The organism is Vibrio cyclitrophicus (genome assembly GCA_023206055.1).
Taxonomy (GTDB): domain Bacteria; phylum Pseudomonadota; class Gammaproteobacteria; order Enterobacterales; family Vibrionaceae; genus Vibrio; species Vibrio cyclitrophicus_A.
The window spans coordinates 2,272,205-2,297,122 of sequence record CP065366.1; the positions used below are offsets into that span (position 1 = coordinate 2,272,205).

The 24,918-nt window shown below is 44.3% G+C and carries 21 protein-coding genes; 11 read left to right on the forward strand and 10 right to left on the reverse strand.

Annotated features, from left to right (window positions below):
• Window positions 1–36 precede the first annotated feature (36 nt).
• From nrfD to nrfB, 3 genes are read right to left on the reverse strand one after another with little or no spacing between them, the layout of a single operon-like run.
• Window positions 37–1,011, reverse strand: a complete 975-nt coding sequence (gene nrfD, locus ITG09_09960) for a cytochrome c nitrite reductase subunit NrfD (GenBank protein UPR51040.1) — start codon at window positions 1,009–1,011, stop codon at window positions 37–39.
• A gap of 2 nt (window positions 1,012–1,013) precedes the next feature.
• Window positions 1,014–1,700, reverse strand: coding sequence for a cytochrome c nitrite reductase Fe-S protein (nrfC, locus tag ITG09_09965; GenBank protein UPR51041.1), 687 nt, complete (start codon window positions 1,698–1,700; stop codon window positions 1,014–1,016).
• Between the two features lie 3 nt (window positions 1,701–1,703).
• Window positions 1,704–2,288, reverse strand: coding sequence for a cytochrome c nitrite reductase pentaheme subunit (nrfB, locus tag ITG09_09970; GenBank protein ID UPR51042.1), 585 nt, complete (start codon window positions 2,286–2,288; stop codon window positions 1,704–1,706).
• 482 nt (window positions 2,289–2,770) lie between these two features.
• On the opposite strand from nrfB, the gene nrfA reads away from it, so the two are divergent.
• Window positions 2,771–4,201 carry an ammonia-forming nitrite reductase cytochrome c552 subunit gene (gene nrfA, locus ITG09_09975; protein UPR51043.1) on the forward strand — a complete coding sequence of 477 codons (1,431 nt, stop codon included), beginning with the start codon at window positions 2,771–2,773 and terminating at the stop codon, window positions 4,199–4,201.
• Window positions 4,202–4,374: 173 nt separating this feature from the next.
• On the forward strand, window positions 4,375–4,719 hold the full coding sequence (locus ITG09_09980) for a rhodanese-like domain-containing protein (GenBank protein UPR51044.1): 345 nt from the start codon (window positions 4,375–4,377) through the stop codon (window positions 4,717–4,719).
• Between the two features lie 39 nt (window positions 4,720–4,758).
• Here ITG09_09980 and ITG09_09985 read toward each other — a convergent pair whose 3' ends face one another.
• Both ITG09_09985 and gyrA read right to left on the reverse strand, forming a co-directional pair.
• Window positions 4,759–5,388, reverse strand: coding sequence for a tetratricopeptide repeat protein (locus ITG09_09985; protein ID UPR51045.1), 630 nt, complete (start codon window positions 5,386–5,388; stop codon window positions 4,759–4,761).
• 201 nt (window positions 5,389–5,589) lie between these two features.
• On the reverse strand, window positions 5,590–8,250 hold the full coding sequence (gyrA, locus tag ITG09_09990; GenBank protein UPR51046.1) for a DNA gyrase subunit A: 2,661 nt from the start codon (window positions 8,248–8,250) through the stop codon (window positions 5,590–5,592).
• A 258-nt stretch (window positions 8,251–8,508) separates the two neighbouring features.
• On the opposite strand from gyrA, the gene ubiG reads away from it, so the two are divergent.
• The 4 genes from ubiG to ITG09_10010 all read left to right on the forward strand — a co-directional run bounded on the left by ubiG (window position 8,509) and on the right by ITG09_10010 (window position 13,558).
• Complete coding sequence (gene ubiG / locus ITG09_09995) at window positions 8,509–9,252, forward strand: bifunctional 2-polyprenyl-6-hydroxyphenol methylase/3-demethylubiquinol 3-O-methyltransferase UbiG (protein UPR51047.1); 744 nt, start codon at window positions 8,509–8,511, stop codon at window positions 9,250–9,252.
• 508 nt (window positions 9,253–9,760) lie between these two features.
• Window positions 9,761–12,043: a ribonucleoside-diphosphate reductase subunit alpha gene (nrdA, locus tag ITG09_10000; protein UPR51048.1), complete on the forward strand. Its 2,283-nt coding sequence runs from the start codon at window positions 9,761–9,763 to the stop codon at window positions 12,041–12,043.
• 103 nt (window positions 12,044–12,146) lie between these two features.
• Complete coding sequence (nrdB, locus tag ITG09_10005) at window positions 12,147–13,280, forward strand: ribonucleotide-diphosphate reductase subunit beta (GenBank protein ID UPR51049.1); 1,134 nt, start codon at window positions 12,147–12,149, stop codon at window positions 13,278–13,280.
• The gene (locus ITG09_10010; protein ID UPR51050.1) at window positions 13,280–13,558 is read left to right on the forward strand and encodes a 2Fe-2S iron-sulfur cluster binding domain-containing protein; all 279 of its coding nucleotides are present in this window, start codon (window positions 13,280–13,282) and stop codon (window positions 13,556–13,558) included. The genes nrdB and ITG09_10010 overlap by 1 nt, the downstream gene beginning before the upstream one ends.
• 169 nt (window positions 13,559–13,727) lie before the next feature.
• Here the strand turns inward: ITG09_10010 and napF are convergent, their stop codons facing one another.
• Together napF and ITG09_10020 are read right to left on the reverse strand one after the other, a co-directional pair.
• The gene (napF, locus tag ITG09_10015; protein ID UPR51051.1) at window positions 13,728–14,243 is read right to left on the reverse strand and encodes a ferredoxin-type protein NapF; all 516 of its coding nucleotides are present in this window, start codon (window positions 14,241–14,243) and stop codon (window positions 13,728–13,730) included.
• Window positions 14,243–14,809 carry a molecular chaperone TorD family protein gene (locus ITG09_10020; GenBank protein ID UPR51052.1) on the reverse strand — a complete coding sequence of 189 codons (567 nt, stop codon included), beginning with the start codon at window positions 14,807–14,809 and terminating at the stop codon, window positions 14,243–14,245. The genes napF and ITG09_10020 overlap by 1 nt, the downstream gene beginning before the upstream one ends.
• A 198-nt stretch (window positions 14,810–15,007) precedes the next feature.
• On the opposite strand from ITG09_10020, the gene ITG09_10025 reads away from it, so the two are divergent.
• From ITG09_10025 to ITG09_10035, 3 genes are read left to right on the forward strand one after another with little or no spacing between them, the layout of a single operon-like run.
• Window positions 15,008–17,446 carry a dimethyl sulfoxide reductase subunit A gene (locus ITG09_10025; protein UPR51053.1) on the forward strand — a complete coding sequence of 813 codons (2,439 nt, stop codon included), beginning with the start codon at window positions 15,008–15,010 and terminating at the stop codon, window positions 17,444–17,446.
• Between the two features lie 11 nt (window positions 17,447–17,457).
• Window positions 17,458–18,078 (forward strand): dimethylsulfoxide reductase subunit B, encoded by a 621-nt coding sequence (gene dmsB, locus ITG09_10030; protein ID UPR51054.1) that lies wholly within the window; start codon window positions 17,458–17,460, stop codon window positions 18,076–18,078.
• Window position 18,079: 1 nt separating this feature from the next.
• Window positions 18,080–18,925: a dimethyl sulfoxide reductase anchor subunit gene (locus tag ITG09_10035; protein UPR51055.1), complete on the forward strand. Its 846-nt coding sequence runs from the start codon at window positions 18,080–18,082 to the stop codon at window positions 18,923–18,925.
• Window positions 18,926–19,102: 177 nt separating this feature from the next.
• Here ITG09_10035 and ITG09_10040 read toward each other — a convergent pair whose 3' ends face one another.
• Window positions 19,103–20,341 carry a CinA family nicotinamide mononucleotide deamidase-related protein gene (locus tag ITG09_10040; protein UPR51056.1) on the reverse strand — a complete coding sequence of 413 codons (1,239 nt, stop codon included), beginning with the start codon at window positions 20,339–20,341 and terminating at the stop codon, window positions 19,103–19,105.
• Between the two features lie 210 nt (window positions 20,342–20,551).
• Here ITG09_10040 and ITG09_10045 point away from each other — a divergent pair, with 210 nt between their 5' ends.
• Together ITG09_10045 and ITG09_10050 are read left to right on the forward strand one after the other, a co-directional pair.
• Window positions 20,552–21,460 (forward strand): DUF3943 domain-containing protein, encoded by a 909-nt coding sequence (locus tag ITG09_10045; GenBank protein ID UPR51057.1) that lies wholly within the window; start codon window positions 20,552–20,554, stop codon window positions 21,458–21,460.
• Window positions 21,461–21,693: 233 nt separating this feature from the next.
• Entirely contained in the window at window positions 21,694–22,206 is a 513-nt protein-coding gene (locus ITG09_10050; GenBank protein ID UPR51058.1) for a transcriptional regulator, read from the forward strand.
• Between the two features lie 110 nt (window positions 22,207–22,316).
• Here ITG09_10050 and nspC read toward each other — a convergent pair whose 3' ends face one another.
• Window positions 22,317–23,450: a carboxynorspermidine decarboxylase gene (gene nspC, locus ITG09_10055; GenBank protein ID UPR51059.1), complete on the reverse strand. Its 1,134-nt coding sequence runs from the start codon at window positions 23,448–23,450 to the stop codon at window positions 22,317–22,319.
• 210 nt (window positions 23,451–23,660) lie between these two features.
• Complete coding sequence (locus ITG09_10060; protein UPR51060.1) at window positions 23,661–24,911, reverse strand: saccharopine dehydrogenase family protein; 1,251 nt, start codon at window positions 24,909–24,911, stop codon at window positions 23,661–23,663.
• Between the last annotated feature and the right edge of the window lie 7 nt (window positions 24,912–24,918).

Below are 24,918 nucleotides of genomic sequence, written 5' to 3' on the forward strand. Positions count from 1 at the left end.
TATCCAACATCTACTCACTAACAAACTTGAGCAGAATTAAGCGAGCGTTAATTGTCCTGCATAAAGCACAAAGGTTCTTAGCATTAATACGCCCATTAAGCTCAAAGACGTCACGGAAAAGATATACACCGAACTATGACGAATAGAGTCTGGCGTGACAGCATTGAGTAACAAGGGTAAAACCATGCCTACCCCAATAACACCGTACCAGAACCAACTTGCCCAGAAGCCGCTGCCAATCGCGTTCCAAACTGCTTGTTCACTTTGGCCACCAGCGAAGATCAGCCCAGTAAAGAAAGTAATAAGAACAAACAACTCAAACATCACGACCGGGCGTTCGAATCCGTGGATCCATGAAATACTCGGGCTATGAGGTGATTCTTTAAAGACCAACACACCAAATAAAATACACGCCGCCGCACCCGAAGATAAACTCGAGAACAAGAACAAAATCGGCAGTACTGGGTTATTCAATAGTGGGAAGGTATTTAAAGCTGACAGCAAGAAGCCCGTATAAGCGGCAAGCATTAGAGCAAGAACGGCTAAGAATATTTCCAAAGCATTCTCAAACACTTCTAATTTGCCAATCCAATTTCCGACAAAGTCGAGTCGTCCTTTTAACCAAGCTTGGTCATTCAAGAACACAACGATTTGATCTCGGAATATAATGCCGATCCAAAGGAATAGGATCACCATATACACTTGGAATAAGATCACACCCATCGACATCACAGACGTTGGATTATAGAAGATCATGATCTTCCAAAAGGATAACGGTTTTGTTAGGTGGAAGACCAAGATCAACAAGCCTAAAATGATCCCAAATGGCGCAAGAAAAGCGGTCGCCTTTAACACACCATTATGAGCAGGATCGCCTTCAATGACCTTTCGTTTAAGGTAAATGGAGATCATGACGGCACCCGCCGACATCCCCGCCAGAAATAGATAAATAGCTATAATCCAGTCCCATACCACGGTACCAGACTGAAAAGCTGTGTCCCATGCACTCATAATCAAATCTCCCCTTTTTGGTGTGGCACTTTATAGAGTTTTGGCTGAGTCCCTAGGTAGGCTTTATCCCTATAAACCACTTCCGATTGAAGCACTTGGTTTATCTCACTCTTAGGGTCGTTCAGGTCGCCAAATATCAGCGCGTTAGTTGGGCAAGATTCAACACAAGCAGGTAACTTCCCTTCAGCCAAGTTAGTATCACGACAGAAATTACACTTATCAGCGGATTTATTCTCTGGGTGGAAAAAGCGCACTTGATACGGACAAGCTAATAAGCAGTAACCACAACCCACACACTTCTCTTTGTGCACATCAACAATGCCGGTTTTCTCATCTTTATAGGCTGCACCCGTTGGGCAAACCATCACACACGGAGCATTATCACAATGTTGGCAAGAGTTACGGGTAAAACGGTAATCAACATTTGGATATTCGCCTTGAGGTTCGCTCTTAATGATCTCTAAACGCGATACACCCTCAGGCACTTTGTTTACTTCACGACATGCTTCAGTACAGGCTGTACAACCGATACACGCGGTTTCATCATGAACCATCCCGTAGCGCTTAGTGCCATCTTCCTGAACATTGGCCAACGTTTTACGGCTTGTTACCGCCGCCGTTCCTGCAACCCCAGTCGTAAAGATCACAGCGCCTGCGCCAGCTAAAAAGTTTCTTCTTGAGCAGCTCATAGATTACTCCCCTTCTTTCTTCTGGTTGAAGTCTGAATGGCAATCCACGCACAGCTTAATGGTTTGCTTTTTATCTAAGCTCAGCACCTTAGCTTCGGTCGCATGAACATCATGGCAGTTTGAACACGTTAAGTTCTGTGCGTGAACATCGTGAGTCCAGCTCGCTTCACGCAGATCATCCGGTTTATGACAATCTATACACTGGCTATTGGCGTCTAAAATTAAGCTAGGATCGAGGAAGACCTTTTCAGTTCCCTGCTGTGATTGGGCCGCGCGATACTTCACCACCTCGGGTGCACCTTCACGGTGATCGGGGCCAATAGAGGTATGACAATCGGTACAATTCACTTCACGACCAAGTAAAGCGTGTGCGCTCTTACCGTGTGAACCCAATATCGTTTCTTTGGAGTCTTTGTGGCATTGAACACACTTGTAGTCTTTGTCGCGGATTAATTCGACTTCATGTCTTGTTGATTCTCCTACTGGCGTAACAGCAGGCTCAGCAACAGCATGAATGGAATAACCATAGAGGCAGAATGCTAGAAGGGATTTAAGCATTATGACTATGGCCAATTTAATATTGCCCATTTTATCCTTTCCTTATACCGGCATTATTTAACTCTCAACTAAATAATATTCCGGTTAAACAAAAGTACCCTTAAACGATATTATTAACGTTTAAATGATATCAATTCTTATTTTGGATAAGCCACAACGCTTTCTATATTTAGAATATACCTCTAATTAGGTAATGCGAAATTTACAAAGGTTAATATGTGAACATAATCACCCTATTTATCACAAGGTCATAGTATGTAATTGCTTGTTATATTTGATAATAATTATCACTTAAATTTCTCTCCCCACATTAACACATACCCCTTTAGGGTTATATAAACTTCAACGTGATTAAAGTCACTGCCATTAATTGATCTAAAACAAGCAAACTTCCGACACGTAACAAAATGTGTTTATTTATGAATTAATATAAACAGGAATTCTCCAGTTCTTAATTTGAATAGCAAACTCACAACGCTTGGTATAAAAATCAGTATATTGGAGATATCACTGTGAAAAAGCACTGGATACGTAATTCCGTCACAGCACTATTAATGGTTAGCGCATCACTAGCAAGCGCGACCAGTTTTGCTGCGTCTGAACAAAAAGAAATTGGTGATCCTCGTAACGACCAGTTCGAGCAAAACCACCCTGATCAATATCACTCATGGAGACTAACGTCAGAAAGTGAAACTATTGAAGATGCGTTAAAAGAAGATCCAAACATGGTGATCATGTGGGCTGGCTACGGCTTCGCAAAAGATTACAACAAAGCACGCGGCCACTTCTATGCGATTGACGATGTAAGACAAACCTTGCGTACTGGCGGTCCGACTGACGAAAGCTCAGGTCCAATGCCAATGGCGTGTTGGAGCTGTAAGAGCCCAGACGTTGCACGTGTTATTGAAGAACGCGGTGAAGACGGCTACTTCGAAGGTAAATGGGCACGCCTTGGTAACGAGATCGTCAACCCTATAGGTTGTGCCGACTGTCATGACACCCAAAGCGATGAGTTCAAAAACGGCGAGCCAGCACTGAAAGTGACGCGCCCTTATGTTGAACGCGCTTTCGAAGCGATTGGTAAAAAGTTTGATGAGCAGAGCCGTTTAGACCAACAAGCTTCAGTTTGTGCGCAATGCCACGTGGAATACTACTTCACAGGCCCAACCAAAGGCGTGAAATTCCCTTGGGACAAAGGGACACGTGTTGAGCAAATGGAAGAGTACTACGATGACATCAACTTTAAGGATTGGACGCACAAGGTATCTAAAGCGCCAATGCTAAAAGCGCAGCACCCTGGCTATGAAACATGGCGTGAAGGTATTCACGGTAAGAACAAAGTCGTTTGTGCTGACTGTCATATGCCTAAAGTCACCAAAGAAGACGGCACGGTTTACACCGACCATAAAGTGGGTAACCCGTTTGACCGCTTCGAAGATACGTGTGCCAACTGTCATACTCAATCTAAAGAGACCATGCGTAACATCGTTTCAAGCCGTAAAGCTCAAGTGCTAAACATGAAGCTGACTGCTGAGAAACAAATCGTTGCTGCTCACTTTGAAGCTGGCGCGGCATGGGAAGCCGGTGCAACAGAGCAAGAGATGGAGCCAATCCTATTGGATATTCGTCACGCTCAATGGCGTTGGGACTACGCAATTGCCTCTCATGGTGTTCACATGCATGCGCCAGAAGTTGCGCTTGAAGTTCTAGGTACTGCCGTTGACCGTGCAGCCGATGCTCGTACGAAGATCATTCGTCTATTAGCGAAGAAAGGCATCACCGACCCTATCGAAATTCCTGATATCTCGACCAAAGAAGCGGCTCAAAAAGCGCTAGGAATGGACATGGATAAGATGAACGCTGAGAAACAACACTTCCTAGACACGGTTGTTCCTAAGTGGGAAGAGCAAGCTGAAAAACGTGAAGCGAACTACGAATACTAGTTTCTTCAAATAGACCATAACAATAAAACCAGTCACACTATTAAGTGTGTGGCTGGTTTTTCTATTTTGAATATTTAGCGTTAGGCTTTGGCGCATTCAAATCGATATCTACCTTTAAATACCCAATATCCAGTCACCTTTAAATACCTAGTTGCTAATTCAAGGAATCGAGAATGAGAACCCTACTTTCACTTTCAGCATTGTGCGTTGCACTGTTAAGTTCTGGCGTTCATGCGTCTGAGCGCGCCGACATAGGTTGGAATTTAATTGAGAAAGGTGCACTAGTGGTTGATGTCAGAACACCTGAGGAGTTCAAGCAAGGGCATCTAGACAACGCCATTAACTACCCACTATCTGAGGTCGCAACACACTTTGCCAACATAAATAAAGACCAACCTATTGTCTTGTATTGCCCCAGTGGTAACCGCTCAGGACAAGCCTATCAATTCTTGCAAGCTCAAGGGTTTACTCAAATCCACAACGCAGGTGGCCTGATTGAAATGCAGGAAAGTAAATAGCTAAAAACAAACGATTAACGACTAGCGATTATACCAAGCTTAACGGATCATCTGTTTGGCTTGATTGATCGAATGAATAATCGAAACGCGATCAATCCCCTTTTGATTGGAATCGAGAATTCGAGTCCACGCATCAATCGCTTGTTGATAGCGCATACTAATGAAGTGATCGGTCGCAATCAGCATCAATGCCGTACGATCATTGGGATCAAGATCCATAGATTGTTCTAGCAGTCTGTTTACTTCATCACTCATCGCTTGTGAACTGAGGTAATAAAGTGCGGTGGCTTTAGCGGCATACAAGCCTGAAGGCGCTTGAGGGTTTAAACGAATCGCGTAATCGTAACAGGTGAACGCCGCATCAAACTCCCCTTTCTGCATATACACACCACCAAGCTTAAACCATAAATCAGATTGATTCGGGTCTTGCTTAAGGCTTTGTTGCAGCTCGTCTTCGAAATCTGTTGCCGTGTAACTATTGTTATCATCTAAAGGAAGTTGAGGTATCTCTTGTTTCAGTTGGGACCAAACAAGCACGCTCAAAGCTACCGCAGTAATTGAAATCGCTACATTACTTTTGAGATGACCGCCGTTTTTGTTCGCTGCGGTGACGATCACAATCAAAAACAAGCTCATTAGTACCAACGCAACCAACAACCAGATGTCCATTCAACACTCCTTTATATTCACTCCCTACTCTATCGTTTTCACCTCTCCTCTATATTGATCAAGGTTTAGCTATCGAGATTTTAGCGATCACAGCTCTGTTATAAATTCACACCAAGCTTCACAAATAACAGGTAAATAAAAAACCGAGCACTTAGGCTCGGTTTTTTCAATGGTAAGCTTAATTACTTAGCGTAATCGAGATTACTCAGTGTCTTGCTCGCTATCACTTTCAGAGTCAGAAGCATCGGATGCTTGCTCTTCACTTGATTCAGCAACTTCAGCGTTGATAGTTTCAGCACCAGCTTCTTCAGCTTCGCCTTCTACAATCTCAGCTTCTTCTACTTCGTCGATACGTTGTAGACCTACAACATTCTCGTCTTCAGCAGTACGAATCAGTGTTACACCTTGAGTGTTACGACCAACTTGGCTAACTTCCGCTACGCGAGTACGTACTAGTGTACCTGCGTCGGTGATCATCATCATTTCATCGCCTTCTTCAACTTGAACAGCGCCAACTACTGGGCCATTACGTTCAGAGACTTTGATAGATACTACACCTTGCGTTGCACGGCCTTTCGTTGGGTATTCAGCCAACTCAGTACGCTTACCGTAACCGTTTTGAGTCACAGTTAGGATATCGCCTTCGTTAGAAGGAACAATCAGTGAAACCACTTGATCGTCTTCTGGAAGCTTCATACCACGAACACCAGAGGCAGTACGGCCCATTGCACGTACTTTGTCCTCGTTAAAGCGAACAACTTTGCCCGACTTCGAGAACAGCATGATGTCGCTATTACCATCAGTAATATCAACGCCAATCAGTGAATCATCGTCACGTAGGTTAACTGCGATTAGGCCGTTAGCACGTACGTTTGCGAATTGATCCAGTGATGTCTTCTTAACGGTACCGTCGCCTGTTGCCATGAAGATGAATTTCTCGTTAGAGAACTCAGAAACAGGCAGGATAGCCGTAATACGCTCACCTTCTTCTAGAGGAAGAATGTTAACGATAGGCTTACCACGAGCGGTGCGGCTTGCTTGAGGCAGTTGGTAAACTTTCAAACGGTACGTCTTACCACGAGTAGAGAAACATAAGATGTTATCGTGAGTATTAGCAACAAGCAGACGCTCAATGTAATCCTCATCTTTCATCTTAGTTGCACTCTTACCTTTACCACCACGACGCTGAGCTTCGTAGTCGCTTAGGATTTGGTACTTAACGTAACCTGCGTTAGAAAGCGTTACTACAACGTCTTCTTGAGCAATCAGCTCTTCCATGTCGATGTCATGAACCGCTGCTGTGATTTCTGTACGACGAGCGTCGCCATAGATTTCACGTACCGCTTCAAGTTCTTCACGGATCACTTCCATCAAACGCTCAGTGCTTGCAAGAATGTGCATTAGCTCAGCGATTTCTTCTAGAAGCGCTTTGTACTCGTCTAGAATCTTCTCATGTTCAAGGCCAGTTAAGCGGTGAAGACGAAGCTCTAGAATAGCTTGTGCTTGTGTTTCCGTTAGAAAGTATTGGCCATCGCGGATGCCGTATTGGTCTTCCAACCAATCAGGACGAGCCGCATCAGTACCTGCACGCTCAAGCATTGCTGCAACGTTACCGAGTTCCCAACCGCGAGCTACTAAACCAGCTTTTGCTTCAGCAGGCGTTGGAGCGTTACGGATAAGCTCGATGATTTCGTCAATGTTAGCAAGTGCTAAAGACAATGCTTCAAGGATGTGTGCACGGTCGCGTGCTTTCTTCAGTTCAAAGATAGTACGACGAGTCACAACTTCGCGACGGTGGTCTACGAAGCACTTAAGCATGTCTTTAATGTTGAACAACTGTGGTTGACCGTTGTTCAGCGCAACCATGTTGATACCGAAAGTTGTTTGCAGTTGAGTTTGTGAGTAAAGGTTGTTCAATACAACTTCACCAACAGCGTCACGCTTACATTCAATAACAATACGCATACCATCTTTATCAGATTCGTCACGCAGTGCACTGATGCCTTCAACTTTCTTATCTTTAACCAGTTCAGCAATCTTCTCGATCAGGCGAGCTTTGTTTACTTGGTAAGGAATCTCAGTAACGATAATGGTTTCTTTACCATTTTTCTCTACTTCAATATTCGCTTTTGAACGCATGTAAACTTTACCGCGGCCAGTCTTATAAGCATCTACGATGCCTTTACGACCACTGATAAGTGCTGCTGTCGGGAAGTCAGGACCAGGGATATAGTCCATTAGCTCATCAATAGTAATATCTTCATTATTGATAAATGCTAAACAGCCATCAACAACTTCACCAAGGTTATGTGGTGGGATGTTGGTAGCCATACCTACTGCGATACCAGAAGCACCGTTTACCAATAGGTTAGGAATTTTTGTAGGAAGTACTGCTGGAATTTGTTCTGTACCATCGTAGTTCGGTACGTAGTCCACAGTTTCCTTATCAAGGTCAGCCAGGAGCTCGTGAGCAATTTTCGCCATACGAACTTCGGTATAACGCATTGCAGCCGCGGAGTCGCCATCGATAGAACCAAAGTTACCTTGGCCATCAACTAGCATGTAACGCAGTGAGAACGGTTGAGCCATACGAACAATAGTATCGTATACAGCACTATCACCATGCGGGTGGTATTTACCGATTACATCACCTACTACACGAGCAGACTTTTTATATGGTTTGTTCCAATCATTACCCAGTACATTCATCGCGAACAAAACGCGGCGGTGTACAGGTTTTAGGCCATCACGCACATCTGGAAGGGCACGACCAACGATGACGGACATCGCGTAGTCTAGGTATGAACCTCTAAGCTCATCTTCAATATTTACGGGCGTGATCTCTTTCGCTAGATCGCTCATAGAGCCATTTTCCCTCTATAGTCAGATCGTATTTTTGAATACGTATAAGACCGAAAAATATAACACAAATTTACCTACGGAGGCATCACTTTCCCTCTCCTTTTACCATCTTGTGACCCTTGTAGCCAATCAATTGATAAGAAATTGCACCTCCGCATCATATCTCGCTGAAACATGGTCACTTTACACCCAATAAGTTCGCAAAATTGTAGATCTTCTGGTCAAGGCGAAAAGGCAAGTTATAATGCCTGCAATTTCATGGATGCCGTATTTAACTTGGAAATGCCGATTATGACTAAATCACAGAATGTAGACCCAGCAGAAATCAAGAAATTTGAAGACATGGCGTCACGCTGGTGGGATCTAGAAGGCGAATTTAAGCCTCTACATCAAATCAACCCACTACGCCTAAACTACGTGCTAGAAAAAACTGAAGGTTTGTTTGGTAAGAAAGTGCTCGATGTTGGTTGCGGTGGTGGCATTTTAGCGGAAAGTATGGCAATTGAAGGTGCTGTAGTGACAGGGCTAGACATGGGCAAAGAACCACTTGAAGTGGCACGCTTGCACGCACTAGAAACTGGCACCAAGCTCGATTACATCCAAAGCACCATTGAAGACCACGCAGAAGAGAATCCACAAACTTACGACGTGGTGACTTGCATGGAAATGCTAGAGCACGTGCCTGATCCACAATCAGTGATCACCGCATGCTCTAAATTGGTCAAACCGGGTGGCCACGTTTTCTTCTCTACGTTGAACCGAAATTTTAAATCTTACTTGTTTGCGATTGTTGGTGCAGAGAAGCTTCTTAAGATTGTGCCTGAAGGTACTCACGAGCATGACAAGTTCATTCGCCCTGCTGAACTTATCAAGATGATTGATAATACGCCTCTACAAGAACTCGGCATCACCGGACTGCACTATAATCCACTGACAGACACTTACCGATTAGGTCGCAGTGTTGAAGTCAATTACATCGTGCATACGCAAAATTTCTCTTAAAAAATATCAGCTATCCTACCGTAAAATTTTTTCTAAAAAAGACTAATGAAAAAGGTTGCAATTAACATAAGTTTGCGACTTTTTTCAGTCTAAATTTCGTGCGCTAGCTTCCATTTTGACCACCTAGATTTAAATTTAATCGCCTAAAATCCATCGCCCATTTTGCCTAAAGATCAAGATATTTTTTTTTATGGGCGTGCAAAAATAAAGCATCATTAAAAGCCGACTTTTATACAATCAAGTCACATCTAACCTCATCAGTTAGTGGTCACTTACAGTTTTTTTTCAATCCACCACTTATCCACAAGCAACCCAATTTCTTTACCTTGAAAAATATCAGTTGTAGCACTATCTTGTAACCCAACAAACAAATGACCCCTATATGTTGTGTTTGAACTACAATATATGGGTAGACCAAGATCACAAAGCCGAAACGTAATTTACAAAAATTGCACAGAAATACACAAAAACACGGCCTTGTTCAGTTTTGTTAGGGAAATTAAGCAGAATGAACCAACAACTTACTGTTACCAAGCGTAACGGGCGCAAAGAAACGATCGATCTAGAGAAGATCCATCGCGTGATTACATGGGCAGCTGAAGGCTTGCACAATGTTTCTGTATCACAAGTAGAATTGAAAGCTCACATTCAGTTTTACGATGGCATCACCACTACTGACATTCATGAAACTATCATCAAGTCAGCAGCGGATTTAATCTCTGAAGAGACTCCTGATTACCAATATCTAGCAGCACGTCTGTCTGTATTCCACCTACGTAAAAAAGCGTACGGCGAATACGAGCCGCCTGCACTGTATGACCACGTTGCAAAACTGGTTGATATGGGTAAATACGATAGTCACCTTATGGAAGACTACACGAAAGCTGAATTCGAAGAGCTTGACGAGTACATCGACCACAAACGTGACTTAGACTTCTCTTACGCGGCGGTTAAGCAACTCGAAGGTAAATACTTCGTGCAAAACCGTGTAACGAAAGAAATCTACGAGAGTGCTCAGTTCCTTTACATCCTAGTTGCTGCGTGTTTATTCGGTAAATACCCGAAATCAACTCGTCTGGATTACATCAAACGTTTTTACGACGCCTCGTCTACGTTTAAGATTTCTCTACCTACACCAATTATGTCTGGTGTACGTACGCCTACTCGTCAATTCAGTTCATGTGTACTGATTGAGTGTGGTGACAGCCTAGATTCAATCAACGCAACAGCAAGCTCAATTGTTCGTTACGTATCTCAACGTGCTGGTATTGGTATCAACGCAGGTCGTATCCGTGCGCTGGGTTCTGAAATCCGTAATGGTGAAGCGTTCCACACTGGCTGTATCCCTTTCTACAAATACTTCCAAACAGCAGTAAAATGTTGTTCTCAAGGTGGTGTTCGTGGCGGCGCAGCAACCGTGTTCTACCCACTATGGCACGGTGAAGTTCAGTCTCTATTGGTTCTGAAAAACAACCGCGGCGTTGAAGAGAACCGTGTTCGTCACATGGACTACGGCGTACAGCTGAACAAACTTATGTACTCTCGTCTTGTTCAAGGTGGCAACATCAGCCTGTTCTCACCTTCTGACGTACCTGGCCTTTACGATGCGTTCTTCGAAAACCAAGACCGTTTTGAAGAACTATATGTTAAGTACGAAAACGATCCTTCAGTGAAGCGTGAAACGGTTAAAGCCGTTGAGCTGTTCTCTTTGCTAATGCAAGAGCGAGCTTCTACTGGTCGTATCTACATTCAGAACGTTGACCACTGTAATACACACAGCCCGTTTGACTCTGAAGTAGCTCCTGTTCGTCAGTCGAACCTATGTCTAGAAATCGCGCTACCAACTAAGCCACTTTCTAACGTAGAAGATGACGAAGGCGAAATTGCACTATGTACGCTTTCAGCATTCAACCTTGGCGCAATCAATGAACTAGATGACCTAGCAGAGCTTTCTGAACTGGTTGTTCGTGCACTTGATGCACTGCTTGATTACCAAGACTACCCGCTTCCAGCTGCATATAAGTCGACAATGAATCGTCGTACTTTAGGTGTGGGTGTAATCAACTACGCATACTACCTAGCGAAGAATGGTGTTAAGTACTCTGATGGCAGCGCAAATAGCCTGACTCACCGTACTTTTGAAGCAATTCAATACCACTTGCTAAAAGCGTCTGTTGAACTAGCGAAAGAACAAGGCCGCTGCCCATCTTTCCATGAGACCAACTATGCAAAAGGCCTACTGCCAATCGATACTTACAAGAAAGATATCGACTTAGTATGTGAAGAGCCACTGCATTATGATTGGGACACGCTACGTGAAGAGATCATGGAGCACGGTCTGCGTAACTCTACGCTAACTGCGCTTATGCCTTCTGAGACTTCGTCTCAAATCTCGAACGCGACTAACGGTATCGAGCCACCTCGTGGTTACGTATCAGTTAAAGCATCGAAAGACGGCATCCTGAAGCAAGTAGTTCCAGATTTCCTAAATCTTAAAGAGAACTACGAGCTACTTTGGAACATTGGTTCTAACGACGGTTACCTACACCTAGTGGGTATCATGCAAAAATTCGTTGACCAAGCTATCTCTGCAAACACTAACTATGATCCAAGTGTTTACGACAGCGGTAAAGTACCAATGAAGCAACTGCTCAAAGACTTACTAACAGCATACAAGTACGGTGTTAAGACGCTTTACTACCATAACACTCGTGATGGTGCTAAAGACGACCAAGGCGATGCAGTTCAAGTGCCGGAAGAAGATTGTGAAGGCGGCGGTTGTAAGATCTAAACCGCAATAAACATTAAGACCCCAGAGAAGAGTTATCTTCTCTGGGTTTAAAGCATTAACAGGGTCCGTTTTATTACGGGTCTTTAAAGGATTTGAGGCATTTATGGCTTACAGTACTTTTTCTCAGCAAAAAAATGACCAACTAAAAGAACCAATGTTCTTGGGTCAGTCGGTAAACGTTGCACGTTACGACCAACAAAAATTCGAAATCTTCGAAAAGTTGATCGAGAAGCAGCTTTCTTTCTTCTGGCGTCCAGAAGAAGTAGACGTGTCTAGCGACCGTATCGACTACAACAAGCTTCCTGAGCATGAAAAGCACATCTTCATCTCTAACTTGAAGTACCAAACACTTCTAGATTCTATCCAAGGCCGCAGCCCTAACGTTGCCCTACTTCCATTAGTATCTTTACCAGAAGTAGAAACTTGGATTGAGACTTGGTCTTTCTCTGAAACGATTCACTCTCGTTCTTACACGCACATCATCCGTAACATCGTGAATGATCCAGGTGTAGTATTTGACGACATCGTTGAAAACGAAGAGATCCTGAAACGTGCGAAAGACATCGCGTTTTACTACGACGATTTGATCAAGCTGACGGCTGACTACCACCGCTACGGCGAAGGCAATCACAACATCAACGGCGAAGACGTTAAGATTTCACTTCACGACCTGAAGAAGAAGCTTTACGTGTGTCTAATGTCTGTAAACGCACTGGAAGCGATCCGTTTCTACGTGAGTTTTGCATGTTCATTCGCATTTGCTGAACGTGAGCTAATGGAAGGTAACGCGAAGATCATCAAGCTAATCGCTCGTGATGAAGCACTTCACCTTACTGGTACACAGCACATGATCAACTTGCTGCGTAATGGCCAAGATGACTTCGAATTCATGCAGATCGCTGAAGAGTGTAAGCAAGAGTGTTTCGATCTCTTCAAAGAAGCGGCCGAGCAGGAAAAAGAGTGGGCAGAATACCTATTCAAAGATGGCTCTATGATTGGTCTAAACAAAGACATTCTTTGCCAATACGTTGAGTACATTACCAATATCCGTATGCAGGCTGTTGGTCTAGGTACTGCTTACCCAGAAGCAACGTCGAACCCAATCCCATGGATCAACGCTTGGTTGTCTTCAGATAACGTTCAAGTTGCTCCACAAGAAGCTGAAATCAGTTCTTACCTAGTTGGCCAAATCGACAACGAAGTAAAAGCTGACGACTTTGAAGGATTTGAGCTGTAATGCCAACAATCAAAATCAACAAGCTGACTTCAATTGAATCGAACCCTTCAAATACTCTGTTGGAAACAATGGAACAAGCAGGGTTAGAGCCAGAATACAACTGCCGAGATGGCCACTGTGGCGCTTGCCGTTGTACGTTGGATTCTGGTGAGGTCGAGTACGTTGGTTTTGCTATGGCTTACACGCAAGGCAATGAAATATTGCCTTGTATCTGTAAAGCAAAGACTGAGCTATCGCTGAGTAACGTTATTCATAGAAACAAACAAAAACGCGCATAAGCCAACTGGCTTTAGGTCGCTTTGTTCGAATATCGTCAATAAGAATCAAAAAAGGGTCCGCTTCCTTTAGGAATGCGGACCCTTTTCTATTTATATCTTTAGGTAAGACGACTCGTCTATCACTCTACCAAAATCTTCCTATTGGTTTGTGCCATAGGAAGCCAAACGTTTATTGCTGAGTCAGGTTCAGAGTCACAGAGCCAATGTAACAAGCGCTTCGGCACTCTCCGCAGCCGTTACACTTATCTTTATCCACCGTAGGCAACTCCCCTGCCACGATTTGAATCGCACCCGCTGAACAAGCGGTTTGGCACGCATTGCAATCCATTTGCATGTAGTTATTGCAACTATCAGCAAAGCTGGGCTTGAGGTTAATATAAGGAGTCACGGTTTGATGAAGTGCGCCAGTCGAACACACTTCAGTGCATTTGTTACACATAGAACAACTGTTGTAATCCAAATTCAGCAGCGCACTGCCCTCTAGCATCTCAATAACGCTATTCGGACACGCTTGTTCACACAACCCACAACCGTCGCAAAGACGCTCAAACAGCACCTCATCAACCGCTCTTGGCGGCCTTGCGTGAAAGCGCTGTGATATCTCTTCATAATTCGCGGCTGCTTTAACCGGTTTAGAAAGTCGAGTTAAGAAACCACGTCTATTTGAATTTATTTGTTCAGACATTACTCGATATATAACTTTTTAGTAGCAACGTTTAAATTATATTCAGATGTTAATTGCTTAAGCCAATCTATTACATCGCTTGATAGCTTCTTATAAAAAGATAACTCTGATGCTGAATTAAATTTTTCCAAATAAAAAGAAGACCAAGTTAATAAATGAGACTCTAATAATTCACGAGCTGAATCGGTATTATTGTTTTCTAACAAATACGCATGTGCGAGCAGCATTAAACCAAATTGGTCTTCTGGCTCTCTTAAGCCTGTATCTAACTCTATATGATTTAATTCTAAAAACTGTCGATATTCTACAGTAGAAGCGCCGAACACAACGCGGTCTTTATCTAGGTACACAGAACCCCAAGGCGGAGCTGGCATGTCCCCAACGCCTTCAAACAGGCGGCTGAACTCTGATGCGAGCAAATCTTCGTCTTCACTTCTCAATGCCAGCAAGCACTCTTCAGAGAGTACTTCGCTTTCAACCAAAGCTGCGACAATGGTGATTAACTGTTCTTTACTTGTCGCTTGATAAAATAGCGAACCCAATAATTTATGCGTATCGATAATCATTATTATTCATACTGTTATAGGTTTAAAGATAATTATATAAATAACAGGGGTTAATTCTTTGATCTATTTTATACATTCGATTCATAATATTTAAATCTCGCTCTTATTTGATGCCAATCAATCAATATTTCGAAATAAAAACATAAAGGGCAAACTACCTATAAAGTGCTAGTCATCAATAACAAAAGGCATCTTAGAATGACGAATAAGAAAGAATCTGGGGTAATGAATCTTACTCGAAGAGGCTTCATGAAAGCTTCTTCTGCAGTAGGTAGTGCAGCTGCACTCGCGGGCGGTATCGCTTTACCTTTCAAATCCAAACCAGTAGCGGCTGCAGTTGCTGAAAATGTGGATGAGAAAGTCGTATGGAGTGCATGTACAGTAAACTGTGGCTCTCGCTGCCCGTTACGTATGCATGTGCAAAACGGTGAAATCAAATACGTAGAAACAGACAACACAGGTACTGACGAATACGGTCATCACCAAGTTCGTGCGTGTCTACGTGGCCGCTCGATGCGCCGCCGTGTTTACAACCCAGATCGCCTGAAATACCCAATGAAACGTATTGGCAAACGTGGTGAAGGTAAATTCAAACGTATCAGCTGGGAAGAAGCTTACGATGAAGTTGCTGGCACCATGCAACGCCTAATCAAAGACTACGGCAACGACACCATTTACCTAAACTACGGTACAGGCACACTTGGTGGTACGGTGACTAAATCTTGGCCACCAGCTCAAACGCTGATTGCGCGTCTAATGAACCTCAGTGGTGGTTACCTAAACCATTACGGTGACTACTCAACAGCGCAAATCGCGAAAGGCTTGAGCTACACCTACGGCGGTTGGGCAAACAACAACTCTTTCTCTGATTTAGAGAACACGAAACTTAACATCCAATTTGGTAACAACCCTGCTGAGACACGTATGTCTGGCGGCGGTCTGATCCACCATTACGTTGAAAGCAAAAACAAATCGAACGCAAGAACGATCATCATCGACCCTCGCTACACCGATACTGCCGGTGGTCGCGAAGATCAATGGATCCCAATTCGTCCTTCTACTGATGCTGCGTTGGTTGCCGGCCTTGCACACGTGATGATCACGGAAAACCTTGTCGACCAGCCGTTCCTAGACAAATACTGTGTCGGTTACGATGAGAAGACCCTTCCTGCATCAGCACCTAAAAACAGCGACTACAAATCTTACATCCTAGGTTTAGGTGAAGATGGCGTAGAGAAGACACCTGAGTGGGCCTCTAAGATCACAGGTATTCCAGTTGATACCATCGTTAAGCTTGGCCGTGAAATGGGCACAGCAAAACCGTGTGCTATACACCAAGGTTGGGGCTTACAACGTACTGCGAACGGTGAGCTAGCTTGTCGTGCAATCGCAATGCTGTCGCTACTCACCGGCTCTGTTGGTGTATCAGGTGGTTCTACAGGTGCTCGTGAAAGTGACATCAACATTCCATTTGTTCGCTTCCCTACTGTGCCAAACCCAGTTGAAACTTCTATCTCGATGTTCATGTGGACAGATGCGATTTACCGTCACGATGAAATGACTGACATCACTGATGGTGTTCGCGGTGCAGAGCGCCTTAAGAACCCAATCAAGATGATCTGGAACTATGCAGGTAACTGTATTATCAACCAGCACTCAGACATCAACAAAACCCACGAAATTCTTCAAGACGATACCGCGTGTGAAATGATTGTTGTAGTCGATAATCACATGACGTCTTCTGCGAAATACGCCGATATCATCCTGCCTGATTTAACGACATCAGAGCAAGACGACTGGTGTATGGACGGTAAAGCGGCGAACATGCCTTACTTCATCTTCGCACAGAAAGCGATCGAGCCTCAGTTCGAAGCGAAATCTATCTACGAGATGTGTTCTCAACTGGCGAAGCGCATGGGCGTAGAAAAAGAGTTCACAGAAGGCCGTACTCAAGAGCAATGGGTTGAACACCTGTACGCAGAAACTCGTAAGAACGATCCAACACTGCCAACCTTCGAAGAGATGAAAGAGCTGGGTATCTACAAACGTAGCTACGACCACCACTACATCGCTTACGAAGACTTCCGCAAAGATCCTGAAGCGAACCCACTGACCACACCAAGTGGCAAGATCGAGATCTATTCAGAACAACTGGCTGATATCGCGAAAACTTGGAAGCTAAAAGAAGACGAAGTGATTCACCCACTTCCCGTTTACGCAGACTCTTTTGAAGGTCACAACGACCCACTGGCTGCGAAGTACCCACTTCAGCTAACCGGTTTCCACTACAAGGCTCGTACTCACTCGACTTACGGCAACGTTGCAGAGATCAAAGCTGCGGCACCGCAAGAGTTGTGGATCAACCCAATCGATGCAAAAGAACGTGGTATCGAAAACGGCGACATGGTGAGTATTTTCAACGACCGTGGCGAAGTACACATTCCAGCGAAAGTGACACCAAGGATTCTTCCTCGAGTTGTCGCACTAGGCGAAGGTGCATGGTACGCACCGGATGGTCAGAAGATCGATCATGCTGGCTCTATTAACGTGCTGACCACTCAGCGCCCGAGCCCACTTGCTAAGGGTAACCCTCAGCATACAAACCTAGTTCAAATCAAAGCGCTAAACAAAGCATAAGGTAGGTTGGAATGAAACAATACGGCTTTTACATTGATTCAAGTAAATGCACGGGTTGTAAAACCTGTCAGCTTGCTTGTAAAGATTATAACGATCTAGACATCAAAACGAACTACCGTCGCGTATACGAATACGCAGGTGGTGGCTTCACTCAAGATGGCGATACCTGGGTTCAGAAAGATGTCTTTTCTTACTACCTATCTATCGCTTGTAACCACTGCACTAACCCTGCGTGTGTGAAAGTGTGTCCTTCGGGCGCGATGCACAAACGTGATGAAGACGGTTTGGTTGTGGTTGATGAGAGTGTGTGTATTGGTTGTCAGCACTGTAGCAATGCTTGTCCTTACGGCGCACCACAATACAATGCGAAAAAAGGTCACATGACGAAATGCGATGGTTGTTACCAACGTATTTCTGAAGGCAAACAGCCTATCTGTGTTGAGTCTTGCCCACTTCGTGCATTGGAGTTTGGTGAAATCAATACACTTCGCGAGAAGTACGGCTCTGGTGCGGATGTGGCGCCACTGCCATCTTCAACAGAAACGCTACCGAACATCGTGATTAAGCTAAACAAAAACGCGAAGCCGACTGGCGATACCAGCGGTCACCTAGCAAACACGAAGGAGGTGTAAGATGATTTTTCATGAGTGGTCTTTAATCTTCTTTACGGTGCTAGCGCAAACTGCGGTTGGTGGTTACTTACTAATTGGCGCACGTGCACTGGTACTTGGTCATGACGAAGAAAAGCTGAACAGCTACAAGGTTCCAATGTTCATTCTATGGGCACTAATGGGTCTTGGCTTCATGTTCTCGACAACGCACCTTGGCTCTCCACTGCGCGCGTTTAATGCTTTTAATCAGCTAGGTTCGGCTTGGTTGTCTAACGAAGTGTTCTTCGGTGCTGCATTCTTCGCTGTCGGTGGCCTGCAATGGTTATTGTCTGTGCTTAAGAAAGGTGGCGTAGCTATCCAGAAAGCACTGATGGTTGGCGCGATGGTACTGGGTGTTATCTTCATGTACGCGATGATCAACGTATACATGATCAACACCGTACCCACGTGGGACAACATCTATACACCACTGAGCTTCATCATGACGATGGTTGTGGGTGGCTTGCTGCTATCTCAGTTCGTGATTGTATTCGCAAACGACAGTCGCTTTACGGTTGACCGTAACATCACCATGCTAGCTGTTATTGCCGTAGCGATCAGCTTGCTTGTGACAGTAGGAAAACTGAACCTAATCGGTGATATCCAAACTTCAGTAGCTAAAGCGTCTGAGTTAGTCGATGGTTTAGGTAACTATGTGATTCTTCAAGTAGCACTGCTAATGGCAAGCTTGTTGATTTGGATTCTACCTATGCTGAATAAAGCAAAAGTGAACCCAGTTAACCTAGGCTTAGCATTAGTTTTGTTCTTGGCTTCAGAGTTAATCGGCCGTGGTTTGTTCTACAGCCTACATATGACAAGCGGTTTGTAATCAAGTTCTTAGAGACATGAGTTACGTGTAAACATCGCAGCTTGTCTGGTTATCTAGAAGGCTAGATAAACAAAAGGCCCAACATCTATTTAGATGTTGGGCCTTTTTATTTGTTCTGATTTAACCTGAGTTCAAGAGGTCTTGGCTCAAGAGAGCTTGGTTAGCGACAAGAGCTGATTACTTGATGATCGCCGAAGGGATAAACATATCCTTCACACGTTTTAGTGAAGAATAGTCACCAAACATAGGTTTGTTGTCTAGATGCCTTCTCAACATATCGGCGGCGACGGTCTTAATCACGTTGCGTTGGTCTTCACGGGAGTACTGACGATAAAACTCAAGTACCTGACCCCACTCGCCTGCTTCAGTCGACAATGCAACGCTGAATGTGTTGCCTTCCAACTTGCCCGTCACCAAAGCCAATTCAGTTCCGCACTTCTCTCTTGTTGCTCCAGCCAGAGCAAAGGTTGCGGCTAATGGATCGCTCTTTTCCAGTTCGCTCTCTTTTGGCTCAGCCATCACCCACGAATGTCCAAAACAATCTTCAACCTGCTCATTCAATTGCAGCCACGCTGACAGTGCACCTTTGGTCGACACTTCAGACACAGATAGCGTCTTCTTTTTTTCCGCCATGATGTGACCAATATGGTCAATCATCGGCTCATCGACACTGACGACATTACTCTCTAACAGCTTGTAAACCATTTGTAGAAGCTTAACGCGAGTTTCTAAGTTTGCCTTAGGACCAAACAGTTTCACCTCAATAAACGGCAGATAAGAGCGATAACCCAACTCATAACCTTCTGGCAGCTTTAGTTGGTCCAAAACATCAGAGATACCGGACTCAGATAAGCCAAAGGTAAATAGTCGACTACATTCAGAGGCAACCACTTGAGGATAAGCGCGCGACAAATCAGGCAGGATTTCAAAGGTCACCATGCGCTTGAATTCACTCGGCACACCCGGCGTAAAATAGAAAGTCGCATCGTTGATTTTCAGCTTGAAGCCACACGCAGTACCGACTGGGTTATCGACAATCTCAGAGCTTGCTGGCAATAAAGCTTGTTTAAGGTTGCTGTCAGGCATCGGCATGCCACGCCCAGAAAACATCTCTTCCATACGGTCTAGCCATTCAGGGAACATGACTAATTTCTGCTCTGACGCTGCTGCAGCGGCGGCGGCACTCATATCATCAGTTGTTGGCCCTAAACCGCCGTTAACGATAACCACATCATAGTTAAAGCTCAGCATCAGCAGTTCTTCAATGAGAGCATTCATCTGGTCACCCACAGTAGAACGTTTGGCGAGAGCAAAGCCGTGTTGGTAGAACTCTCCAGACATCCAAGCTGCGTTTGTATCTACAATGTCCCCATGAAGAACTTCTTCACCTGTACTTAACATTGCGATTTTCGTCATATTTCTATCCCTTGTGGTCATAAAAAGACACTGCATTATTTACAAACTGGTCTATGGTTGAATTTGAAGCAATTCGCATTTTCACTAATATTAATAATGTTAAACCTAAGGTTTTCTTAGGAAAAACGATAAATTATTAGTTCCCTAAATCAGACATTTAATGGATAATTGTGATCCTGATCAATTCCAAATTTTCTCATGGAGACCCTTGTGGCCAAATCACCGTTACTAGCAAAGGTTACTGCTGCATTTTCAATGCTAATGTCAGTTAACTCGGTTGCAAGCCAATACGACTTCGACCAGCCAATCAACCTTTCTTATTCGGATGAATGTGCTCAAGACTACTGTGTTAATGATAGCTTGTACACCTACAAGCCAAGTGCCAATTACGCACTTAGCGAATCAAGTGACGAGTATGACTTCTCAATCCAGCAACCAAAACACATGTTGGTGAGTCAAGAAAAGGATTGGGATTATCTAATGGGCCAAACCTACACCATTCTCGGTTTAAGTGTCGCGACAGTGGGTCTAATGACTCTACTACCAGAAAGTATCACTAAGTGGGATGATGACCAACGTGATATCAGCTCATTAGGTAAAAAGTGGAAAGATAACGTGTCTGATGGCCCGGTATGGGACCGCGACGAGCACTTCCTAAACTACGTAATGCACCCATATTTTGGTGGTGTTTACTACACCGCAGCTCGACACGCGGGTTACGACGAGTTTGAGTCTTTCTTATACTCTTGGACCATGTCGACGTTCTTCTGGGAATACGGCGTAGAAGCGTTTGCTGAAGTACCATCATGGCAAGATCTGTTCATCACTCCATTCTTCGGTGCGGTTGTGGGTGAAATGATGCTAGAAGCAGAGCAAGACATCATTGCCTCAGGCGGTGAAGTGATGGGATCACAAACCATGGGTGATGTGTCGCTATTCTTCCTTAACCCTGTAGGCCATATCCACTACTGGGTAAGTGATGCATGGGGCGGTGACGCAGAAGTGAATCTGAATACTAACCCTTGGTGGGATAACCAAGACGCCGCGCGATTCGCTTACGACGCTGGCGCACCATACGACTCTCAGTTTGTTGGTATGAACTTCAAAGTAACCTTCTAATACAGCGACCTAATTACTTTCGGTAAAAACAAAACTCTTCTAAAAAGCGGCTCTCTAGCCGCTTTTTTTGTGCCCTACTCTTCATTCTCTTTTTTTGCATCACAGCTTAGTTTCAAAAATTGACACAGGTCAAACATTGTTCGATGTAACCTTCTACACTGAAATTAAAGAACTTTATCGCGTGATATCAAACATTTAATTAGCAACGATTTATTGAGACTTTGGGGGCTGATATGAACAGTACATTTATCGTAAACTTTATCGGAAAAGCATCACCAGCAACAATCAAACAACTTGCTGCGGTTACTCACGAAAACGACGGGAAATGGCTCATCAGTAAAGTGAACTTTATTGAAGACCAAGTCGCAGGCGTACTCAAGGTTCAACTCCCAGCTATCAACGAATCCATTGTCAAAGAAGCATTCAACGCCAACGCTGACCTGATCGTGCAGTTTGTTGATTCAGACCATATTCACAATGCACAAGACACAATACATCACCTACGACTCGACTCGAACGACCGCGCAGGTATCGTCAACGAAGTAACACATGTATTGGATAGACAAGGGATCAGCATTCTTGATATGGATTGCCACCGAGTCTTCATTGCTGGCGGCGGTGGTGTTAGCTCAAGTTTATTCACCTCTAAGATCGCCGTGAAACTACCAATTGAAGTTTTGATTGATGACGTAGTGAATGAACTCGAAACGCTCAGTGAAGATACTCGAGTGATGATTGAGAGCTAACGGATAGTACTTTACTTCTATCCTTACTCTTTCTCTAACAGTTATCTAACAACAAAAAAGAGCAGCTCATTGGCTGCTCTTTGTTTTATTGCTCTGAAACTATGAATCAACTACTTAACCGACCATTGCGATAATGAACGCTTGAAGTCTTCATAACCAAATTCATTCAGCTTTTGAATTTCGCCATTGCTGCGCTCGCAATAGATAGATGGCATTTTTAAGCCATTGAACCAGTTCAGTTTCACCATGGTGTAACCTGCACTATCCAACAGGTGAAGTTTTTGACCTATCTTCAACGGCTCATCAAAGCTTGTTTCACAGAACTGATCGCCCGCCAGACACGAACACGAACCAATCACGTAGTCATGACTGCCGTTTTCAGAGGCTTCTAATACCGATGCTGGTTCATTGTAGATAAGCGTATCAAGACGGTGGGCTTCAGTTGCTGAATCCACAATTGCCGTTTTCTTCACGTTCTCAACAATATCAACCACAGTCACAACCAAGTCAGTTGTTTTAGTGATGATGGCTTCACCCGGCTCAAGGTACATCTGCACGCCGTGCTTTTCAGAGAAAGCTTTTAGCGCAAGACCCAGTTTCTCGATGTCATAGCCCGGCCATGTGAAGAACACACCGCCACCCATGCTCACCCAATCTAACTTATCTAAGTGCTCGCCAAACTGTTCTGAGATTGAATCAAGCAGGCCGATAAAGGCATCGACATCTTTGTTCTCACAGTTCATGTGGAACATCACGCCATTGATCTCATCAAAGATCTCCGGCTTAATGTGGTCAGCTTGAACACCTAAGCGAGAAAATTGACGCGCAGGGTTTGCTAAGTCTTGTCCTGCGTAGCTCACGCCCGGATTTAGACGTAAACCCAACGACGCTTTACCTTCAACAATATGACGGTACGCTTCGAATTGGCTTTGTGAGTTGAAGATCATCTTGTCGCAAATATCCGCGACTTCTCTCACGTCATCTTCACTGTAACCCACACTGTAAGCGTGCGTTTCACCACCAAAGGTTTCGTGGCCAAGTTTCACTTCGTATGGACCAGAGCTTGTCGTGCCATCGAGGTAAGGTTTGATGATGTCAAACACACCCCATGTCGAGAAACACTTCAGTGCCAATACCAACTTCACACCTGAAATCTCTTTCAGCTGCTTAGCTATCTCTAAATTCGCAATCAACTTGTCTTCGTTGATCATGAAATAAGGCGTTTTTAGTTCATTGTTTTGCATGTTAATACCTTGCGGCCCTCGAGTTCACGAAGGCACATGATAATCGAACAAAGCCGACGCTAATGCATCGGCTTGTAATTATACGTTCTTGTCATTCCGAAGACTTTGAATCGAATTCGCAGAACTTTTCCCTTGTAGCTAGGACATCGCGCGGAGTTTACGAATGTAAATGAGCACGATGGACAACGCAACGAGGGCAAAGAGCCAGAATTACTTCAAAGTGTGGATCAGAGGTAGACCGGCTGTAGGCTCTAGCTCTTGAACGTGCCAATCTAGACCGATTTCCGGCATGGTTGCTAGGAACGGGTCTGGGTTTAGCTGTTCCATGTTGAACACGCCTTTATCAGCCCATTCGCCACGGAAGAACTGAAGTGCAGCCGTAATAGCTGGAACACCTGTTGTGTAAGAGATCGCTTGGTGCTCTACGTCTTCGTAAGCCAATTCGTGGTCTGCGTTATTGTAAATGAATACGCTGCGCTCTTTACCGTCTTTCTTACCTTGAACCCAAGTACCGATACACGTTAAGCCTGTGTAACCCGGAGCCAAAGATGTTGGATCGGGTAGTAGTGCTTTAAGAACATGTAGAGGCTGAACCACAGTGCCATCGTGCAGTGTTAGCGGATCTGGGCTAAGAAGACCGATATCACGCATACAGTTGAAGTAGTTCAAGTATGCATCACCAAAGCCCATCCAGAATTCGATACGCTTAGCTGGGATGAACTCTTTCATTGAACGAACTTCATCATGCGCCATTGAGTACACTTTATGAGAACCACAGTTCGGGAATTCAAATTCAAGCATACGAGAGTGACAAGGGACTTGTTTCCACTCTTCATTTTCCCAGTAGAAAGAATCGCCTTGGATCTCAAGCATGTTGGTTTCTGGGTCAAAGTTTGTCGCAAACTTCTTACCGTGGTCGCCAGCATTTACGTCCATTACGTCGATTGAATCAATTTCATCGAACAAGTGCTTAACCGCGTACGCAGCAAAGATTGATACCACGCCCGGATCGAAACCAGCACCAAGAATACCGGTGATACCTGCTTCTGCGAACTTCTCACGATAACCCCATTGCCAATCGTAAGCTTGTGGTACTTGTTGGCCTTCAGAACATAGGTCAACGGCTACCGATGTATCTAGGTAAGAGACTTTCGATTGGTAACACGCTTCCATGATCGCCATGTTTACCCAAGGAGGACCAGCGTTGATCACTAGATCCGGCTTAACTTCTTTAATCAAAGCAACAAGCGCATCAACATCGTCAGCGTCTACTGAACGTGCTTCTAGTTTCTTAGTTGAATCCTTAAGGTTGTTCTTACCTTTGATCGATTCGATGATTTTTTCACACTTCGCGATTGTGCGCGAAGCGATTGTGATATCACCCAGTACTTCGTTATTTTGTGCTGCTTTATGTGCAACAACCCAACCAACGCCGCCTGCACCAATTTGTAGAATAGCCATAGTTTTA

What these genes read in the sequence shown, in the direction of transcription:
- ITG09_10060 (UPR51060.1), bottom strand. Translation starts at nt 24,911, where the DNA reads ATGGCTATTCTACAAATTGGTGCAGGCGGCGTTGGTTGGGTTGTTGCA.
- nrfC (UPR51041.1), bottom strand. Translation starts at nt 1,700, where the DNA reads ATGAGCTGCTCAAGAAGAAACTTTTTAGCTGGCGCAGGCGCTGTGATC.
- ITG09_09980 (UPR51044.1), top strand. Translation starts at nt 4,375, where the DNA reads ATGAGAACCCTACTTTCACTTTCAGCATTGTGCGTTGCACTGTTAAGT.
- ITG09_10040 (UPR51056.1), bottom strand. Translation starts at nt 20,341, where the DNA reads ATGACGAAAATCGCAATGTTAAGTACAGGTGAAGAAGTTCTTCATGGG.
- ubiG (UPR51047.1), top strand. Translation starts at nt 8,509, where the DNA reads ATGGATGCCGTATTTAACTTGGAAATGCCGATTATGACTAAATCACAG.
- gyrA (UPR51046.1), bottom strand. Translation starts at nt 8,250, where the DNA reads ATGAGCGATCTAGCGAAAGAGATCACGCCCGTAAATATTGAAGATGAG.
- napF (UPR51051.1), bottom strand. Translation starts at nt 14,243, where the DNA reads ATGTCTGAACAAATAAATTCAAATAGACGTGGTTTCTTAACTCGACTT.
- ITG09_10010 (UPR51050.1), top strand. Translation starts at nt 13,280, where the DNA reads ATGCCAACAATCAAAATCAACAAGCTGACTTCAATTGAATCGAACCCT.
- nrfB (UPR51042.1), bottom strand. Translation starts at nt 2,288, where the DNA reads ATGGGCAATATTAAATTGGCCATAGTCATAATGCTTAAATCCCTTCTA.
- ITG09_10025 (UPR51053.1), top strand. Translation starts at nt 15,008, where the DNA reads ATGACGAATAAGAAAGAATCTGGGGTAATGAATCTTACTCGAAGAGGC.
- nrdB (UPR51049.1), top strand. Translation starts at nt 12,147, where the DNA reads ATGGCTTACAGTACTTTTTCTCAGCAAAAAAATGACCAACTAAAAGAA.
- nspC (UPR51059.1), bottom strand. Translation starts at nt 23,450, where the DNA reads ATGCAAAACAATGAACTAAAAACGCCTTATTTCATGATCAACGAAGAC.
- ITG09_10035 (UPR51055.1), top strand. Translation starts at nt 18,080, where the DNA reads ATGATTTTTCATGAGTGGTCTTTAATCTTCTTTACGGTGCTAGCGCAA.
- nrdA (UPR51048.1), top strand. Translation starts at nt 9,761, where the DNA reads ATGAACCAACAACTTACTGTTACCAAGCGTAACGGGCGCAAAGAAACG.
- ITG09_10050 (UPR51058.1), top strand. Translation starts at nt 21,694, where the DNA reads ATGAACAGTACATTTATCGTAAACTTTATCGGAAAAGCATCACCAGCA.
- ITG09_10020 (UPR51052.1), bottom strand. Translation starts at nt 14,809, where the DNA reads ATGATTATCGATACGCATAAATTATTGGGTTCGCTATTTTATCAAGCG.
- ITG09_09985 (UPR51045.1), bottom strand. Translation starts at nt 5,388, where the DNA reads ATGGACATCTGGTTGTTGGTTGCGTTGGTACTAATGAGCTTGTTTTTG.
- nrfD (UPR51040.1), bottom strand. Translation starts at nt 1,011, where the DNA reads ATGAGTGCATGGGACACAGCTTTTCAGTCTGGTACCGTGGTATGGGAC.
- dmsB (UPR51054.1), top strand. Translation starts at nt 17,458, where the DNA reads ATGAAACAATACGGCTTTTACATTGATTCAAGTAAATGCACGGGTTGT.